20 protein-coding genes are annotated in these 19039 nt (G+C 36.2%); 8 read left to right on the top strand and 12 right to left on the bottom strand.

Annotated elements, in window-relative coordinates; genetic code table 11:
• Positions 1–8: 8 nt before the first annotated feature.
• From AB7942_RS10005 to AB7942_RS09990, 4 genes are all read left to right on the top strand, one after another.
• A complete protein-coding gene (locus tag AB7942_RS10005; RefSeq protein ID WP_369446730.1) occupies positions 9–698 on the top strand; it encodes a hypothetical protein in 690 nt (229 codons plus the stop codon).
• An 11-nt stretch (positions 699–709) separates the two neighbouring features.
• Positions 710–1468, top strand: a complete 759-nt coding sequence (gene tuaG, locus AB7942_RS10000; protein ID WP_369446729.1) for a teichuronic acid biosynthesis protein TuaG — start codon at positions 710–712, stop codon at positions 1466–1468.
• A 6-nt stretch (positions 1469–1474) separates the two neighbouring features.
• Entirely contained in the window at positions 1475–2641 is a 1167-nt protein-coding gene (gene tuaH / locus AB7942_RS09995) for a teichuronic acid biosynthesis protein TuaH (protein ID WP_483310858.1), read from the top strand.
• Positions 2642–3412: 771 nt separating this feature from the next.
• Complete coding sequence (locus tag AB7942_RS09990) at positions 3413–3751, top strand: YmaF family protein (RefSeq protein WP_088087727.1); 339 nt, start codon at positions 3413–3415, stop codon at positions 3749–3751.
• Positions 3752–3824: 73 nt separating this feature from the next.
• Here AB7942_RS09990 and AB7942_RS09985 read toward each other — a convergent pair whose 3' ends face one another.
• Both AB7942_RS09985 and AB7942_RS09980 read right to left on the bottom strand, forming a co-directional pair.
• On the bottom strand, positions 3825–4763 hold the full coding sequence (locus tag AB7942_RS09985) for a TIGR03943 family putative permease subunit (protein ID WP_369446727.1): 939 nt from the start codon (positions 4761–4763) through the stop codon (positions 3825–3827).
• A gap of 11 nt (positions 4764–4774) precedes the next feature.
• On the bottom strand, positions 4775–5782 hold the full coding sequence (locus AB7942_RS09980; protein ID WP_369446726.1) for a permease: 1008 nt from the start codon (positions 5780–5782) through the stop codon (positions 4775–4777).
• A gap of 225 nt (positions 5783–6007) precedes the next feature.
• On the opposite strand from AB7942_RS09980, the gene AB7942_RS09975 reads away from it, so the two are divergent.
• Positions 6008–6940 (top strand): metal ABC transporter substrate-binding protein, encoded by a 933-nt coding sequence (locus tag AB7942_RS09975; RefSeq protein WP_369446725.1) that lies wholly within the window; start codon positions 6008–6010, stop codon positions 6938–6940.
• Between the two features lie 58 nt (positions 6941–6998).
• Here the strand turns inward: AB7942_RS09975 and AB7942_RS09970 are convergent, their stop codons facing one another.
• The 3 genes from AB7942_RS09970 to AB7942_RS09960 form a co-directional block, all read right to left on the bottom strand.
• Positions 6999–7847 carry a TIGR03943 family putative permease subunit gene (locus AB7942_RS09970; RefSeq protein WP_369446724.1) on the bottom strand — a complete coding sequence of 283 codons (849 nt, stop codon included), beginning with the start codon at positions 7845–7847 and terminating at the stop codon, positions 6999–7001.
• A gap of 12 nt (positions 7848–7859) precedes the next feature.
• Positions 7860–8747, bottom strand: coding sequence for a permease (locus tag AB7942_RS09965; RefSeq protein WP_214718738.1), 888 nt, complete (start codon positions 8745–8747; stop codon positions 7860–7862).
• 89 nt (positions 8748–8836) lie between these two features.
• Positions 8837–9463 carry a metal-dependent hydrolase gene (locus AB7942_RS09960; protein WP_369446723.1) on the bottom strand — a complete coding sequence of 209 codons (627 nt, stop codon included), beginning with the start codon at positions 9461–9463 and terminating at the stop codon, positions 8837–8839.
• A 234-nt stretch (positions 9464–9697) separates the two neighbouring features.
• Here AB7942_RS09960 and AB7942_RS09955 point away from each other — a divergent pair, with 234 nt between their 5' ends.
• Positions 9698–10072 (top strand): DnaJ family domain-containing protein, encoded by a 375-nt coding sequence (locus AB7942_RS09955; protein WP_369446722.1) that lies wholly within the window; start codon positions 9698–9700, stop codon positions 10070–10072.
• A gap of 84 nt (positions 10073–10156) precedes the next feature.
• On the opposite strand, the gene AB7942_RS09950 is transcribed toward AB7942_RS09955, so the two are convergent.
• From AB7942_RS09950 to AB7942_RS09920, 7 genes are all read right to left on the bottom strand, one after another.
• On the bottom strand, positions 10157–10720 hold the full coding sequence (locus tag AB7942_RS09950; RefSeq protein WP_369446721.1) for a YitT family protein: 564 nt from the start codon (positions 10718–10720) through the stop codon (positions 10157–10159).
• A gap of 132 nt (positions 10721–10852) precedes the next feature.
• Positions 10853–11179, bottom strand: coding sequence for a hypothetical protein (locus tag AB7942_RS09945; RefSeq protein WP_088087719.1), 327 nt, complete (start codon positions 11177–11179; stop codon positions 10853–10855).
• Between the two features lie 71 nt (positions 11180–11250).
• Complete coding sequence (locus tag AB7942_RS09940) at positions 11251–12423, bottom strand: MFS transporter (RefSeq protein ID WP_369446720.1); 1173 nt, start codon at positions 12421–12423, stop codon at positions 11251–11253.
• A gap of 312 nt (positions 12424–12735) precedes the next feature.
• Entirely contained in the window at positions 12736–14373 is a 1638-nt protein-coding gene (locus tag AB7942_RS09935; protein WP_369446719.1) for a PhnE/PtxC family ABC transporter permease, read from the bottom strand.
• Position 14374: 1 nt separating this feature from the next.
• Positions 14375–15127, bottom strand: coding sequence for a phosphonate ABC transporter ATP-binding protein (locus AB7942_RS09930; protein WP_369446718.1), 753 nt, complete (start codon positions 15125–15127; stop codon positions 14375–14377).
• A gap of 14 nt (positions 15128–15141) precedes the next feature.
• A complete protein-coding gene (locus AB7942_RS09925; RefSeq protein WP_369446717.1) occupies positions 15142–16041 on the bottom strand; it encodes a putative selenate ABC transporter substrate-binding protein in 900 nt (299 codons plus the stop codon).
• Between the two features lie 203 nt (positions 16042–16244).
• Positions 16245–17798 carry an ABC-F family ATP-binding cassette domain-containing protein gene (locus AB7942_RS09920; RefSeq protein ID WP_214718726.1) on the bottom strand — a complete coding sequence of 518 codons (1554 nt, stop codon included), beginning with the start codon at positions 17796–17798 and terminating at the stop codon, positions 16245–16247.
• 162 nt (positions 17799–17960) lie between these two features.
• Here AB7942_RS09920 and AB7942_RS09915 point away from each other — a divergent pair, with 162 nt between their 5' ends.
• Both AB7942_RS09915 and AB7942_RS09910 read left to right on the top strand, forming a co-directional pair.
• Positions 17961–18440, top strand: a complete 480-nt coding sequence (locus tag AB7942_RS09915; RefSeq protein WP_088087713.1) for a hypothetical protein — start codon at positions 17961–17963, stop codon at positions 18438–18440.
• A 137-nt stretch (positions 18441–18577) separates the two neighbouring features.
• Positions 18578–18796, top strand: coding sequence for a spore germination protein (locus tag AB7942_RS09910; protein ID WP_369446716.1), 219 nt, complete (start codon positions 18578–18580; stop codon positions 18794–18796).
• The last annotated feature ends 243 nt before the right edge of the window (positions 18797–19039 follow it).

The raw sequence follows: 19039 nt of genomic DNA, 5'->3' as shown, positions 1-19039 counted from the left end.
AGGTTCAAATGGGACAAATGATTCAAGCTTTAAAAGACAGAATGAAGAAATACATCCTAATAATATTAGCAACAACCATTTTGCTTGGTGTGATGGGGTGGCTGCTGCCGGTAGGAAAAGAGGAATCAAGTTATACAGTAGAAGCATCCCTTACCCTTGGAAACTACAATGACCCAGATTTTAATAATCCTAAACTTGTCATTATTTTGTTAACCAACGCCCCATTTTATGAAGAACATTTGGCGGATCTATGGGAAGAAAAGTATGACGAAATAAGTACGAAATTAAATGTAACAGCAGGAACGGATAACATGATAACACTTTCGTATTCCGATCATTCGAAAGAAAGCACTGCTAAGGTTCTTAACGAAATCATAAGCGCCTTTATGGCCATTGACCAAGCTAGGTTCCAACAAAAACAGAAAATCATTCAGGAACCTATCGAATCATTAAACAATGAAAAAGTAGGTCCAGATGCAATAGTAGATCAGCAACGTTTCTTATATGAACTAAATACAGCACTATATGAAATTAAACCCGCCAAATTAATAAAAAAAGCAGATGAAAATGCAATAAATACTGAAAATAGAGCCTTCAACTCAAAAGAGAGAGCGGTTTTAGGGGTGTTATTGGGCGTAACACTAGGCTTTTTATGGATAGTTTTCCTCGTAATATTCCGGGAACGGTCAAATGAATAGGAGGTTTTTTTATGGGTCCACAGCAGCCACTGATCTCAATTATAACACCTTCATATAATGCCAATTTGTTTATAGAACATACAATTGATTCAGTTCGAAAGCAAACCTTTCAAAACTGGGAAATGGTTATTGTAGATGATTGTTCTACTGACGATACACCAGATAAATTACAATTCTATGAAAAAATAGATGAAAGAATACATGTTATTTATTTAAATCAGAATGGTGGGGCTGCTGTTGCAAGAAACATTGCTTTGCAGCATGCAAAGGGCAGATTTGTGGCATTTCTTGATAGTGATGATTGCTGGAAACCAGAAAAATTGGAAAAACAGCTTAATTTTATGCAAACAAACGATTATGCTTTTACGTTTACAGGCTACGAATTTGTATCAAATGAAGGAGTACAATTGAACAAACGGATAGGAGCTCCCAAGCAGGTTTCGTACAATGGTATGTTAAAGAATACTATAATAGGATGTTTGACAGTAATGATTGATCGAAGCATTGTCGGTCAAATTCAAATGCCTAACATACGAACACGACAGGATTTAGCCACCTGGCTTGCCATTTTAAAAAAAGGCATTATTGCATACGGGTTAAATGAAAATTTGGCCGAGTACCGGATAGGAAATCCTTCCATTTCGAGAAACAAGTGGAAAGCTGCAAAAATGAATTGGTTTGTGTATCGCAAGGTTGAAAAGCTAAACCTTATCAAAGCATTTTGGTGTTTTTCTCATTATGCATTGCATGCGGTTGTTAAAAGGATCTAGAAAGGGATGGGACAAATGAAAAGCATACATATCATTGTGGCAACAGGTGAGTGGGATCAAGATCAACTTCGGTATCGTAGACATCGGCTTGCTGAATATTTGCAAAATCATCCTGAAACAAAGGAAGTAATCTGGTTATGTCCAACACCAAACCAAAAAGAAAAGCACAATAAAAGATTGTCAAATGGAATATATCAGTGGACCATCCAAGATTTGTTTCCACAAAAAGTGTTTCGATTTGGCCGCTATATCGATGCATTTCATAAAATAAAATTGCAGCCATTACTATTATATTTAAAAAATGCTAAGGAAAGGTATACTGTTAATTTATGGTATACCTTTCCTGGATTCCCAACACTTTCTAACCTTTTTTCTTGGAATAAAGTGGTTTATGATTGCAGTGATTTATGGACCTCTCCTATCAATGGGAAAAACTCTATCCTATCCAATTTTAGAAAAAATATCATATCAAGTGCAGAAGAGCGGATTATTAATAGGGCAGATGTGATTTTTTGTACCTCTGAGTATTTACGTACAAGAATCATAGAAAAATTAGGTGCTGAAGAAAAGGTGTTTACCTTTGAAAATGGGGTGGAATTTGATAGGTTTGCAAACTATCCTACACAAATGGATCATATTCTACCTGATCATTTTGACGGAACGGTTTTAGGCTTTATCGGGGGAATTAAACCTAAGCTGGATTTTGATTTGATCCAGGAAGTAGCACAAAAAAAGCGTGAGTGGCTTTTTCTGTTTGTGGGTCCAGATGGTACCAATGATCATCCTAAATTTAAAAATTTATTAACTGAGAGGAATGTTTTATGGACGGGAAGTGTCGCTCCTTCCGAGGTTCCAAAATATATGAACTTAATAGATATTGGAATTATGCCCTACAAGTCATCTCAGTATAACCAAGCGGTCTTTCCATTAAAGTTATTTGAATTTCTAGCAGCGGGGAAGTCTGTAATTGGCATGCATTTGCCATCTACTAAAAAATATGCTGAGCAGTCTGTATATGCTCTTTTAGATACCAATGATTCTAGCCAATTTATCAGTGCATGTGAACATTTAGAGAGCATCAAAAATCACGAAAACTATATCCTTAGACGTAAGACACTTGCTAAAACAAAAAATTGGAACGAAGTATTTGAGGATATGTTCCAATTAGTTTAGATTAGAACAAACCTAGTTTATTTCCATTGTAGGAGACCCAAAAGGGTTTCCTTATTTTTTGTGTTTATTAGTCCGTTGGAAATGTACAGAGTCTACATAGGCAAAGGTGCGTAATTTTAGAGGAAGGACATGAAATGATTAGATAACTTTGTGGATAAGTAGATGGATAATGATTGGGTGTAGCAATCAATGTTTATTCGATTTTGTTTTAAAGAAAGAGTAATAAAAAATTCTTATAAAGGCAACCGAGATATACATTAAGAACAGAAAATTTAGAAAACTATACATGCAACTTCCTCCTAGTCAGAAAATGTACTTATAAGAAGAACTATTGAATAGGTATCACTATAATTACATTTTATGCTGTTAATACGAAGAGATAATGGATTCCATGTTAATCTTTTGTAAAGAAATGAGAATCTTATTTAACAGTGGGTTTAATGTGTTATATGAAAATTTTTTCTCCTTTGAACAAAAATAATCGAAAAACCATATGCTATTGTCTAAAAAATAAAACCTTGTTTTTGGCTGTCCAAAACATATTCCTAGTATTAAGTAAATATCATTAGTAATAAAGCAGCAAAGGAGGTTTATCAAAAAAATCAGCCTCAACTTCATGGTCAAGTAAATATCGACCAGTTTAATCAGATGGTAATTGCTCCAGAATCATTCGCAGCAAGATCTGAATCGCAACCGAGAAACTATTTGTCTATCGTGCACAAAATCTATAATACAGCGAAATTAGCCAAAAAAATTAACTGAGGTGAGGACGTGAGTAAGGTAAGTAAAGATGATTTTGTGCAGGGTTTTGTGGCTAACCATAATCATGGTTCGGTTGATTATACTTCTGTGGCTGCAGGTCATGTCCATCAGTGTTTAGATGTCACTTCGCCTCCAATCCAGACTCAGGATCAAAACCATATTCATTTTACAGAGGGATATGTTGTTTTCGAAAATGGCCATACCCATTATTATAAGGCATATTCCGGTCCAGCTATTCCGGTAGGTAATGGAATGCATGTACATCATTATGATTTTTATACTACAGAAAATGATGGGCATAAGCACCATATAAGAGGTGTGGACCAACCTGCACCAGGAAATAAATAAAAATCACTGGAAATTTTTTATTATTAATTATTCTCAACAAAAAAAAGAGACAGTGAGTCTCTTTTTTTTGTGTTTAATCAATCTTCACTCCAACATCAAATACATAAGGCTGCTTTGGAGCAGCAATTTTTGAAATCTGCTTTATTTTTATCATAGGGATCGTACCACCATCATATTGGGTTTGCCCAATCAAACCAGTTACTTGTACCCATTTATCTTTCGGTAAGGCTGCTATATTACCACTTGCCATAATTCCATAAACTGAAGCATCTGCAACACAACAAGAAATTCCAAATCGCGCAACTATGATTTGATTTTGCATGAAATTCTTTTCCCTATAAACAAACCCTTTTGTTGAAACCGTTTTACCAATCATACTTGGTAGATTATCTTGAATGATACTCATCATTGGAACATAAAGCTGATCAGTAATATTTATTATCTTTGACTTTAACATGTCATTTTTTAAATTGTCGTATTCCTTTACTGTTAATGGCTCAGGTTGATTATCGAGATAATCATTGGTATTTGACGTGGAATTCGTTTTATTCTTATCATTTGTAGAATCTAATTTTTCCGGTTTATTATTGTTTTTAACCGTCTTGATTTGATTTGTATCTTGTGAATTTGATCCAAGTTTAATGGTTCTGTTCATCGCCACGGAGCTATCCAGCACATTGTTTGCAAAAAGAAATCCCGTGCTTATAGGAATAACAAATAATAAATAAAGGAATAGACTTTTACCTGTTGAAGTAGGATAGGAATGATTTCCGTCACAATCACAATGATAAGAATGCTTATGATCCGAAGTTCCTCGGATAATCAAAAGAACACCCAGAATAAGTAATACAAATAAAGTAAAGTAAAGAAAACGAATCATTTTCGGTGCAATCAGAAGTGTAATATTACCGGTTAGAAGTAATTTAAATAGAAGCAACATAAATCCAATTAATATGATTCCCCTAATAAGGTGATGGAAGGAGAAATTATAGACTTCATTTGTCTTCTTCATAAAAGCATCTCCTAAATAAAAAATAGCTGAAATATATAGACTGACAAATAGACGACAACTGGAGTTACTATTAGTAAGAAAAGTACAAATCGTTTCTTAAAATACCCGAACAACATTAAGGTGTTTTTAATATCAATCATTGGGCCGAAGACTAGAAAAGCAAGGATTGATCCTTCCGTAAAGGTAGAACCGAATGAAGAAGCAACAAAGGCATCCGCTGAAGAACACACCGAAAGGACATAGCCAAACCCCATCATAACCACTGGTGCTAAGTTTGTGCTTGTCCCAATGGATAAGAGAACATTGCGATCTAAAAAAGTCTGAAATAAACTTGCAAGGAAGGCTCCTATGAATAAATATTTTCCAGTATCGAATAATTCATCACTTGCATGATATAAGGTTTCTAAAAGTTTATTTCCTTTTGTATGGTGGTGATGATGGTCATCATGAGGACCATCATTAACTGTTTTAAGAATATTTTCCCCCTTAAATCGTCGGTAAATGATTAATCCAATTAAGATTGAACTAATAAATCCTACAACCATCCTTGCATTGGCAATATAGGGTGTACTCCTAAATGCAAAGTAGGTAGACGCATAGACGACAGGGTTTAAGATCGGAGCACTAAGCATAAACACAACGCCTACGTGGGATGGCATGCCTTTCTTTATTAACCTGCGAACCACAGGAACGATGGCACATTCACAAATGGGAAAGATTATTCCAAGCAATGCAGCGGGTATGACGGCTAAATAGGCATTACGAGGCAAAATCTTTCGAATTGCATTTTCAGATACAAAGGAATGAATAATGGCTGATACAAATACTCCTAACAAAATAAAAGGAATAGCTTCTAAAATAATACTCAGGAAAATCGTATTGATATTAAAAAAAGAACTTGGGATTCTATTAAAAAAAGAGATATTTTTAATTTCCTCAGAAAAAAGAAAGAGAATCATGAATAAACCAAATAATAGAATACAAATGATATCCTTTAGTAGCTTATTTAAATAGGCCATAGCAAATTACCTCCTCAAATCTATCATCCCATTCATATTGATATGCACTTATCTGAGAATATTTCATTAAATTTCATATTGACATATATAATGAATCGTTATATGATACAATTCGTAATGATTACGATTTGTTGAATCTAATAAACTAATATTATATGGAATAATTATTCGTTTTAAATCGTAATAATTCCTAATTAAAAACTAGTATGGAGAGGAAAAAAGATCATGAAAAGACTTCTATGCCCATTAATTATTTTTCTTATGGTGATAAGCGGCTGTTCCAATGCCGTTCAGACAAAAGGAGAAAAAGGTAGTGAGGGAACAAAAAAATTACAAATTGTCACCACCTTTTATCCAATGTATTATTTTACCCAAAAAGTGGCTGGCAGTTCAGCGAATGTTGAACTATTAATACCGAACGGTGCAGAACCACATGATTGGGAGCCAACAGCAAAGGATATGGCTAAAATTCAAGATGCAGATCTGTTTATCTACAATAGTCGATACTTTGAAAGCTGGACTGAAAAAGTATTAAAGAGTATTAATGATTCAAATTTAACTGTTGTAGAAGCTTCAAAAGGGATTGAATTGATGAATGCATTAGAATCAGAGGAGGAACATCATTCTGATCATGCTTCTTCAAAAGACCCCCATGTTTGGCTTTCACCCGTGTTAGCCCAGCAGGAGGTCGACACAATTGCTAAGGCAATTGAAAAGCTAGATCCAAATAATAAAAATCAGTATGAAAAGAATGCAGAGAATTTTAAATCCCAACTTGCTGATTTAGATCACTTGTACAAGGAGACAATTGATCAGGCGAAGAAAAAAGAATTTGTAACACAACATGCAGCATTTGGATATTTAGCAAAACAATACGGGTTAACTCAAATTCCGATAGCTGGATTATCCCCAGATGTAGAACCAACCCTAGGGAAATTGAAGGAATTAGCAGAAGTAACGAAGAAGAAAAATGTAAAGGTAATTTATTTTGAGGGACTTACTTCTTCTAAAGTAGCTCAGACGTTAGCTAATGAAATAGGTGCTAAAACTGAAGTTTTAAATCCATTAGAAGGATTAACTAAAGAGGAGCAAGAAAAAGGGTTAGACTTTATAGATGTTATGAAAAACAATCTTGAGGCATTAAAACTATCATTTTAGAAATATAAATAAAAAATGACCTATTCATCTGTGGAATAGGTCATTTTTCGTTAATAAATTAATATCCCCTAAAAACATACTCTTCTTTAGGAGCAGAAGTAGTCGACCAATCTTCTACCTTTAAATAGGGAATGTTGGTTTTAAAAGGCTGATAATAGATTGTTGATATTTTTCCTTTTACAGTTACCCATTCATCGTTTTTAAATTTCTTGCCATCAGGCATTTCCACTAGCATTCCAAAAACACCTGAATCTGCAATACAATGGATCACACCAAAGCGGAACACAAATATCTGGTTCTTATTTATGGTTTCTGAATCATTGAAAACAAAACCTTTAAACTCGATTTCTTTTCCAAGAAAATCACCAGGGAAGTTATAAATAGTTTCCATACCTTTTAAATAATTCTTATCATTCAAAACAATCGTTTCTTTATTTACATACTTTTTCTTTTCCTTTTTCATTAACACATCATAATCATCTTTGCCATAATACACACTCGTATCTGGTCGCAAAAATTGCTGTTGCATAAAGGAATCGCCTTTTCCTTCATCGTAAATGGGAAAATGAAATCCTTTTGCTTTTACAATATTTGAATCAAGTGTGGCAATGGGAAAAAATAATCCTGATATAATTGGAAAGGCGAAAATTGGATATATGAAAACTTTTTTATACCATTTATTCTCTTTTGAATGATTATGCCCACAATGATCATGATCACAGCCAGCATCTTTTGACTCGCCTTTACTGAGCATAAAGATTTGGACAATCGTTAATACAAGTAATGCATAACCAGCAGTTGCAGAAAGATAAGAATATTTCATGTTGATATATTTATTAATATCCCCTGTAAGATGCATTTGAAAGATTAAATAAGTAAAACCAATTAATATTAAGCTTCTTATCATAGTTCCCACTCCTTAAAACAACAAAGAGTATACAAATACAACAGCGAAAACGGTAGAAACAATCATAAAAACTAGCCGCTTTTTAAACGTTGCAAGCATCATCATTAAATTTTTTATATCCACCATTGGCCCAAAGACAAGAAACGCTAATAATGAACCAGTTGAAAACGTCGTTCTAAAAGATGAAGCGATAAATGCATCTGCTTCGGAGCAAAGAGAAAGAATAAAAGAGAGAGTCATCATCACGATGGAAGATGATGCTTGTCCCTGACCAATCGAAACAAGAGTGGATGTCTTAATATATGTTTGAACGGCTGCGGCAATTAGTGACCCGATAATTAAATATTTACCCATGGAGAAAAATTCTTCAACAGCATGTTCCAAGGTCTGCCAGATCTTTTTGAAAAATGGGGTCGATTTTCCATCAGAATGGTGAATATGGAAATGCTCTTTAAAAGGGCTCCCTTTATATCGAAAAGCGATCAAAATTCCTACTACAATAGCTACAATGATTGCTCCCAACGCACGGTATAATGCCATCTTCCAGTCACTGCCGAATGCAATAAAAGTTGCAAATAAGACAACTGGATTGATGATAGGAGCTGTCAGCATAAATGCAATCCCCGCTGAAATCGGAACTCCTTTTGAAACAAGCCTGCTAACGATAGGCACAATCCCACATTCACAAGAAGGGAATAGAATACCTAAGAAACTAGCAAAGATTACAGCTAGTACTTTATTTTTAGGCATGATTTTTGCAATCATTTCCTCGGTTACAAATATTTGAATGATCCCTGAAATTAGTACACCTAATGTCACGAATGGCAGGGCTTCAATTAAGATCGAAATAAAAATGGTATTCATCTGTAAAAAAGATTGCGGTAAGGATATACCAAACATAAAAGGCCTCCTATAATCCAAAACTCATGGAGACTACTATACTCTTTTTCTATTAGTTCGTCCAACGCAAAATCTGGAATAAGTTATATTTATATTTCTTTCGATGAAACAGGTAAAAAAAGCTTAATCCCTCGTTTATTGAACGGTAAGATTTTAAAATCTGCAATCAAATGACTTATGTATCCAGCAAGGCAGGTGTAGAAAACGCCGTCAATTCCTAGGGATCTTTCTAATTTGGAAGCAATAATTCCGAAGAAAACAACTCCTAATATGGAATGGGTATAGCTTCGGTGTGAAACGAGAGACGCGAATAAAATATAAATCCCAAGCAGTATTAACCAAATTTCTGTTAAGGAGAATCCGCCTGCAATTACACCGATTCCTGTGATCGTTAACATGTGCTTTTGCTTGATCAATGAGGCTGCAATCATCAACCCTATTCCGATCCCTAAACCAATCCACTTCTCTCTAGTAGTTCCCTCATAAAAACTATAAAAGACCATCAGGATTCCAATCAACTGTGCCACTGTCCGAATCACCTTATGAGATAAGGTGATTTTCCCCCGAAGCTTCCCGTCTATGTCGAGATCGGGGATTAAGCCTGAAATACCACCTAATCCGACTAGAAAGAGTGTGGTTGAAGGGGCGGTATGGAAAGTGTTCGCAACTATAAAACCTGTCGCTGCTCCTATTGCTGCATGTGCCGTTCCGTTCACTTTTATTTCACCTCTATATGTTATTTATGGTATTTTACAAAACACCACAACATATTTAATATACTATAAAACATTTGTTCTGTTTAGAGGGAAGTTGAATTTGTTTTAAGCAAAATATATTTTGATTAGAGTCTTTTTATCAATCAGATAAAAATCGAATCATGTTGTTGTTTGTTTTGTCATTCCGTATAACATTTACATAGGGTAAAATAAAAATAAAAAGGGGGGCTTGTCATGGACCTATTTTCAAGAATTGCAGAAGATAAAATAAAGGAAGCGATAAAAAATAAGGAGTTTGAAAATCTACCTGGAATGGGGAAACCATTGAATTTAAGTGATGAACTGCCAGGGATGAGCGCTGAAATGAAAATGGGCTACCGCATGCTTAAGAATGCTGGTTACATTTCAGATCAAGGTGATTTAAGAAAAGAATTGATCACCTTAAATGATTTAATCTCTGTCGCAACCGATGACGAAGAAATCGCTAGGTTGCAAGAAAAATTAACGCGCAAACAGCTGCAGTTTGAAAAAGTAATGGAACATAGAAGAAAAAATACAAATGTACGATTTGGAAGTTACGCGGAAAAAATATACGGAAAGATGAAATGAAAAGATATGACAAAGTTGATAAAAAAATAACTTCAATCTCAAATAACAAACCAACATAACTTCTGAAAAATGAACTTACTCTAATCAAAATGCATCACTTTTATAATTTTTTACCAGTAAGGATGTGATGAATCCAAAAGAAAGAATAGTTAGTATGGAATAGAAGAAACTTTGTGATCCGAGCACTTTAAACCCTGATAATAAGACTAAACCATCGACAACCAAGATAATGGTTCCGATATTAAAAGAAAAGGATTTCGCTAAGAAATGCGCTAACAATTCTGTACCTGCTGTGCTTGTCTGATAGCGAAGCATTAATCCAACACCCAGTCCGCCTAGTGCTCCACCGAATAATGCACTTAAAATAATTGGGAGTGGAAAATGATTTTGTAAAGGAGCCAGTAAATCAATAAAAAATGAGGAAACCATTAGACCATGAAAGCTACTGTAAAAGTAGTTCCGTTCTCGGAACCATGCATATATACACAGCGGCATACTAAATAAAATTACACATAAGCCCGTTTGAAAATCGAAATAATAATGGAGAATGAGTGATAAGCCGATGATCCCGCCATCTAGTAAATGATGAGGGATTAAAAATGCATTAACCCCAATACCTATTAATAGGCTCCCAATTAAAATAGCCATTAACTTTTGCAGGATACCTCACCTTGCCTTATTCCATTTGTTTGAGTACTTAACTTTTACTAAACCTACATGAAAGGATCGGGAAAAGCGATAAATCTTCTCAACAACAAAGACCGCTGACATTAGCGGTCTTTATTGTTGATCATCATCCCAATATTGCAGAGTATCTGTTTTTCCAGTAGGCTCACTCTTTAGTACATTCCCATCTTTGTCTTTATATACCTCATACTCCTGGTACGTTTCTACGATATAGCCATCCACTTTTTCGATTTTCTCTAGTTTTTCCTCCAATACTGGAATATCGTTAGAAGGCTCAACTTCTACTGGCTGTGCCATCACAGGTTGATCGGCAGAATAGGCATAGTCTTTATTAATAAATGAGTAGGGTGAATCAAGATAAGCTGCAAATCCTAAGGTTACCAACAGGAGACAAATACATAGAACGTTTTTTAATTTCATAAACTGGGCTCCTTTTTACATACATCCTCGTAACCCATTTTATGCATGTCCTAAAAACATATTCCAATTGATTAGTTTTGAATATTTGTTATTTTCACGGTATCGATCTTTGGGCGAAAAAGTAGAAATAGGATAAATGCAGCAATTGAAATAATCGCACCTGAGATATAAGGGAGGCCTATTGCCATCGAAAACAGCCATCCTCCAAGTGGCGGCCCAATAATCCTGCCCAGAGAATCAAAGGATGATAAAAGCCCAGTTGAACTTCCATAACCTGCCGTTGACGTCTTCGTAATTAGTGAAGAAACACTAGGACGAATTACGCCATTTCCTATTCCAAAAATAGTTAAAAAAATGGCTGCAGTTGCAAAACTATTTACTAATAAAATCAAACCAAATCCTAGCGCAGAAACAATGATTCCGCACTGAATTACAACCTTTTCACCGTATTTCTTGGTCAATCTACCGACCAGACCACCTTGGACGATCGCACTTGCAAACCCCATGATCATAAAAATGTATCCAAGTTGAGTGGCACCCAAATCTGCCTTTTTAGCGGCAAAGTAGGCAAACGTTGCTTCCAAACCAGAAAGTGATAAGGAAATTAATAATTGCACCAAATATAGTACGGTAACAGTACCACTAAACGCCTTCCCAAAAGAGGGTTTTTCTTTGCTAACCGATTCTTTTTTCTGTTTTGATTCTTTTAGCAAAATAAAAACAAGAATTAAGGTGATGAACGAAGATCCACTTGCAAGATAAAAGGGCATATTCAAGCTAAATTTTGAGAAAATACCACCGATTGCCGGACCAAAAACAAATCCTAAGCCGGTTGCTGCACCAACTATCCCCATTCCTTTGCCGCGATTTTCTTCCGTGGTGATATCTGCGACATATGCCATGGCTGTTGGCATATTGGCAGAGGAAAGAATTCCGCCGATAATTCTTGCCGCAAATAACATCCAAAGCTCCGTAGACAATGCTTGAATTAGAAAAGAGAGGCCAAGTCCTGCAATTCCAATCATCATGACTGGTTTCCGCCCAATTCGGTCGGAAACTTGCCCCCATATTGGTGCGAAAATGAGCTGCATGAGCGAATAAACTGCCATTAATAATCCTAATTCGGTTGGATTCGCTCCAATTTCTTCAGCATAGAAAGGTAACACTGGAATGATAATTCCAAATCCCACCATCACCAAAAACATAACTATAAATAAAATCGGTAAAGCGGACTTAGATTGCAAAGAATTTTCACCCCTTGATGACTTTTGAAGTCGTTGATATTACTTACTTCATCCTATCAATAGGATAATTGAAATGTTCGTAGAAATACAAGCCTCATTCATCAATTATTTCCTTTGATGGAAATAGTATGCAGTTATGCTTGATAACACAGGATAAATTGGATCATATCAGATACTTAGGAGTTTGATAGCGAATAGCTAGCAGAGCATGTCAATCAGATATCAATGATTAATACTAAAAGAACACCGTTCCTTTCGAAGAACGGTGTTCTTTTTATTGTAGATACCATTGAATAGTTCTTTGCGAGCATCTTATTTAACTGCCTTTCTCGTACTTTCTGAAGCAAAGTCAGCGATGACGACGAGAATCATATAACAAAGAAGTAACAGGGTGATTTCAGTATATTGGAAATAACTCATCGCGAGCTTAAACTCCATTCCAAGGCCGCCTGCACCGACAAAACCGACAACTATAGTTGTCCTCATAATGACTTCCCAACGATATAAAATATAGGTAAGAAATCTAGGTAAGACACTTGGTAAGATCCCGTAGAAGAAGATCTGGATTTTGGAGGCACCTGCGGATGCTAAATTACGGATTGGTCGAGGGTCCATATCCTCAATTACCTCGGCCCAAAGCTTACCGAGTATCCCAAAGTTATGGAGTGCAAGTGCGATTGCTCCGGGCAATAACCCTGGTTTAAAAATAAAAATAATCAACATTGCCCAAACCAACTCAGGAACGGCACGTGAAAAGATATAAGTGATTCGGACGAATCCATAAAGAATCCAATTATACCATCTCTTTGATGAAGTTAAACTTCCATTTGCTATATTTCTAGCTGCTGGAATAACCGTTAAAAAGGCAGCAATCGTCGCAAATCCGATTGCCATGATACTCATTTCCAGTGTTTCAATAGTGAGCTTTAATGCGGCAGACCAGCTTTCACCATTTAGGAAAGCAGGATGCTTATCATTTAAACCTAATAGGCTGCCAAAAAACTTCTTCGCATACTCGATATTTTTATCCGATAGCAATTCAAATAACTCAGCATTCTCACCTATGGTAATAAATACCCAAGAACCGATGATTAATAGCATGGTGAACAGAGTGGACCCCCATCCAGGACTGAATCCGTTCCGACGTTTTCGTTCCGTCAATCCTTTTCTAACATAATTACTCCATATATCCACGAACAAGACGAGAGCAATCAGGAAAAAAACATATGCCCATACCTGATCATATTTCAAATCAGCGAGCGATAATTGAATTAGATAGCCTAAGCCTCCGAGTCCGATAAAACTCATAATGGCCGAAGAACGAATCGCACACTCAAAACGGTACATTGTATAGCTGATCATATCTGCCCAAATCAATGGAAGGTAGCCATAAATAAGGATTTGAAGTCTTGAGGCACCAGTAGATTTTAATGCTGTGATGGGCTCCTCCGGTACATCATTTAACATATCAGCAAAAATACGGCCAAGAATTCCTCCATATGGAATAGCAAGAGCAAATATAGCCGCATAAGGGGAAAGACCTACAGCAGCAACAAAAAGCCATGCCCATATTAACTCATGAATCGAACGGGTAAACCCTAAAACCCCCCTAAAAATTACTTTAGATGTTAAACGAGCAACCCTGCCTGAGGTTAACGTTCCAGATGCAAGAATCCCTACAATCAGTGCATAAACTACAGCAAGAGACATTCCAGCAACAGCATAAGCAAGAGTAATCCAGGCAGATTCGAGCCCGTTGATCAATACTTCTGCTGACAAATCAGGTTGAATTAGGCCTTCAAATATTTGCAGTATCGTCGGAATTCCGCCTGCATGGAAAAGTTCGTCATTCCATTGAATCGAAAATAAGCTCCATACGAAAACTGACATCAATAGTAATGTAAGGGTTAGGCGATTATACCTACCCAATACTGATTTTCGTCTCAACATCTTAACCTTTCTCCTTTAGTCGATAAAGGTTGGTTAACAGATCATCCGTTACTTTTTCAGTCGGCAAATCAAAAAGGATTTCACCATTTTTAAGAGCGATGATTCTGGTGAAATATTTACGAGCATATTCGACGGAATGCAAACTGGCAATTAACGTTTGTTTTTCCTCAGAAACGATATTTATCAGCATAGCTAATACATCTTCGGCTCTTGCAGGGTCTAGGGAGGCAACTGGTTCGTCAGCCAAAATTACTTCAGGTTTTTGGACCATTAATCTCGCCATCGCGACACGCTGCTGTTCGCCTCCAGATAAAATGGAGGTAATTTCGTACATCTTATCAGTAAGACCCACTCTTTCAAGTGCTTTTAAGGCGATTTCTTTTTCTTGTGGCACAAGTAACGACAAGAGGGATTTGAAAAGTCCCCAATCAGCTAATCGGCCAGCCAGGACATTATGGATAACCGCGATTGAGCCAATCAAATCAAATTGTTGACGAATCACACCAACCTTTTTTGCAAATTTATGCCCATTTTTATAGGCTGATATCGGTTTGCTATCAATTAATAGCTCGCCAATTTGGATTGGCACAAGGCCGGCAATTGAATTTAATAACGTTGTTTTACCTGCACCGCTAGGTCCAATTAACGCTACCAATTCCCCTTGCTTAATAGAAAAAGAAAGGGAAGATATGGCTATCTTCCGCTCAAAGTGTTTCGATATATTTCTTGCTTCAATCATTATTTTTGAAGTCATGTCTACGACACCTACTACTTAATAATCTGTAATTCTTTTGCTACTTGTTCAATTTTTTTGTAATTATCGTTATTCGTTTCCACAAAGCTATCTGTTTGGAATAAGTCCGCAATTTCCTTTTGCTCGCCAGTAATCGATAGAAGGGCGTCTTTTACTTTTTGCTTTGAACCTTTACCAAAGACTTCTTCCACATTGCTATTGATTGTCCAGTTATAGTCATAGTAAGCAGGAGTTGTATAGAATACTTTAACTTTTTTCGTATCAACTTTGCCTTCTTTTACAGCTGCTTCCCAAACTGCTTCATTTAGTGCACCTGCTTTAAAGGCACCGGATTCAATTAATTTGTAGGTTGTATCATGGGAACCGGAGAAATTAGGTTTGCCGTCAAAGTCTGTATTGGCATCAATTCCAGCCTCTGATAAATAGTAACGTGGCATTAAATGACCAGATGTTGAGCTTTCACTGCCAAAAGTGAATGACTTTCCTTTTAGATCTTCAAGCTTATTGATATTTTCTGATGTTTGGGTGATAAATACGGAATGGAATTCCGCGTCACGTGGTCGTTGTACTATCGATTCTGCTTCGGGAACAAGGTTCCTAGCTTGTACACTTGTTAATCCGCCAAACCAAGCCATATGAATTTCACCGCGTTGAAATGCAGTAACTAGTGCAGCATAATCAACAGACGGGACAAATTCAACTTTCATTCCAGTCTTTTCGCTAAGATATTTAGCAACAGCCGTCATACCTTTATCTAAATCGGCAGCATTCTGGTCAGGAATCGCCCCAATTTTAAATACTTCATTCGTTGTCGTTTCTTTCTTTCCTTCATTTGTTTTTTCATCACTTTGCCCACAAGCAGCTAATGAAAATACAAGAATAGCAAGTATGATGACAGTAATCCATTTTTTCATTAATAATTACACCTCGATAGTATATTTTAAAAAAACTTAGAATTGCTTAACCTTATTATTATAAGTGAAGTATATGTAAAAATAAATTCAAATTATCTATTTGTTCAATAATAATCCATCGGTTATTTAGATTGAAGTGTGTTAGGTAATGAAAATATAGAAAAACCCCTGCCGCTAGAGCAGGGGAATTAAACAATATTTCTTTACACTGTCTGTTGTGACCATTCTTCAACATTCCATACTTTTGTTACCCAATCTTCATAAAAGTCTGGTTCGTGGCAGACAAGGACGACAGTTCCTTTGTATTCTTTTAAAGCACGTTTTAGTTCTGCCTTGGCATCAATATCAAGGTGATTGGTCGGCTCGTCGAATAGGATCCAGTTACTTTCATTCATCATCAACTTACAAAGTCGGACCTTGGCTTGTTCTCCACCGCTTAGCTGATTCATTGGACGAGAGATGTGATCATTTTTCAAACCACAGCGGGCAAGAGCGGCACGCACTTGATTTTGATCCATGGATGGGAAGGCATTCCAAACCTCGTCAATCGGAGTAATGCCGCCTGCTTTTACTTCCTGTTCAAAATAAGAAGGGAAGAGGAAGTCGCCACGTTCAACCTTGCCATTGATCGGATCAATTTTACCAAGCATCGTTTTTAGAAGGGTCGATTTACCAACCCCATTACAACCGATGATAGCGACCTTTTCGCCACGTTCTATGGTCATACTCATTTTCGGTAATAGTGGTTCTGAATAGCCGATTTCTAAATCCTTAGCCTCAAAAACATAACGGCTGCTACTGCGAGACTCTTTGAATCCGAAGGTAGGCTTTAGTGCTGTTTCTGGACGGTCAATCCGTTCAATCCGGTCCAACTGTTTCTGACGGCTTTTTGCCCGGCCAGTTGTCGAATAGCGTGCTTTGTTTTTAGCAATAAAGTCTTCTTGTTTTTTAATGAATTCCATTTGTTTCTCATAAGCATTAATATGCTGATTCTTATTAATTTCCGCTAACTCTAAGAATTTCTCATAGCTTGCTGTGTAGCGTGTAAGCTTCGAAAATTCTAATTGAAAAATAACATTGGAAACAGGATTCATGAATTCAGTATCATGAGAGATTAGGATAAACGCATATGGGTATTCTTTTAAATAAGAAGTTAACCAGCGAATATGTTCAACATCCAGGTAGTTGGTCGGCTCATCGAGCAGAAGAACTTTTGGTTGTTCCAAAAGAAGCTTAGCTAGAAGAACCTTTGTTCGCTGCCCGCCGCTAAGTGCTGCGACGTCACGGTCTAAACCAATTGCATCAAGTCCCAACCCGCGTGCTGCTTCCTCAATTTTTATATCTAATGAATAGAATCCGCCAGCGTCTAAGACATCTTGGATTTCACCCATTTTTTCTAAAAGAACCTCTAGCTCTTCAGGTGAGGCATCAGCCATTTGAGCGATTACTTCATTTAGTTCCTTTTCTTTTTCGAAAAGAGGGAGGAAAGCATCGCGAAGAACGTCACGCATCGTTCTTCCTTTTGTCAGCACCGTATGCTGATCCAAATAACCGTAATGAACACCTGGTGTCCATTCTACACGACCGCTATCGTGAATCAATTGACCAGTAATAATATTCATTAATGTTGATTTACCGACGCCATTGGCGCCGACAAGTCCCACATGGTCTTCAGCTAATAATCGAAAGGAAACGTCTTTAAATAAAGTACGGTCTCCGAATGTATGACTTAAATTTTCTACATTTAGTAAGCTCATTTTTTGTAATCCTCGCTTCGTCAAGAATTAATACATTAGTACATCATACTAGATTTTTAAGGATTCGACTAGATTTTTGATGAGAAAAACACTGTATTTTTATTGGAAATAGTATAGGATGCCAAACTATTTGGGTATTTTAAATATAAAAAGGAAAAAGATATGATTGGATTACTAATTGCCATTATCACATTTAATTTTTTTGCTTTCAAAAATAATAAAATACTAAGTGCTAATCAAATTGTACATATTTGGTCATTTACAATTTCATTACAGGTCATCTTCGATGTGTTTATTGAATTCAAATACCACGGATACTGGTATTTTGACAATGAAATTGATTGGGCGGGATTGCTTCCACATTTATTCTTAGTTCCTGCTGTTAATATGATTTTTTTAAATTGGTTTCCTCATAAATCAAAAGTTATTAAGCAATTTTTTTTTATTACCATTTTTGTTATTGCCATTTTGATATATGAAGTCATTACCTTGCTGCCTCCTCCTTGGGGATTCTTTCATTACGGCTGGTGGAAGCTTTGGCATGCAGCCATACTTGATCCGTTTTTGCTTCTTATCTTATTAGGATTTTATAAGTGGATTTGCAAGTTAGAAAAGGATGCATGCAAATCTCCAAAAACATAATTATGAAAAACAAATGGGCCTCACACGTGGCTCTTTTTGAAATTAAGAAGCATTTAAAAATAAATAATGAAAATGCTTAAACAACCGAATAACCTTGTCCATATAATAGTAAATAAGCGTGGAAGGGGGGTGATTGGTTGTCGACCAATCATGATTGTATTACTATTGGGACCATTTCTGGGGGGATCGTAAACTTTGGTGGTGCAAATAATATTTCTCCAATATCGGTAACTAAAACAAATTCAGGTTCAGGAAGTGATAATACAGGGACTGATATTACGACCATCACTGGTTTAAGTTCTACAACTAAAAGAAACATAATTGAACTCTTAGAAATGATTAAGGCGATGCTTTAGAATGGCATCGCCTTTTTTGAAATTATTTAGATCCATTTCTAGCGTTTCGTAACATACATTTCCTGAACGAGAAACAACAAAGACGATACCAAATCAGTATCGTCTTTGTTGTTTCTCGTTCATTAAGAGGAAATTTGATTATTTGCTGCCTTAATTTGCTTTGTTGACTTTGTTACATTGAAAACAATGTTTAGAAAAATAGCAGTAAGGCTTCCTGTTACAATTCCACTGCTGGTAAGGATT

It is taken from the genome of Neobacillus sp. BF23-41, assembly GCF_041106275.1.
Note: the sequence above shows the minus strand (reverse complement) of the source record. Positions and strands in the feature narration are given on the sequence as shown.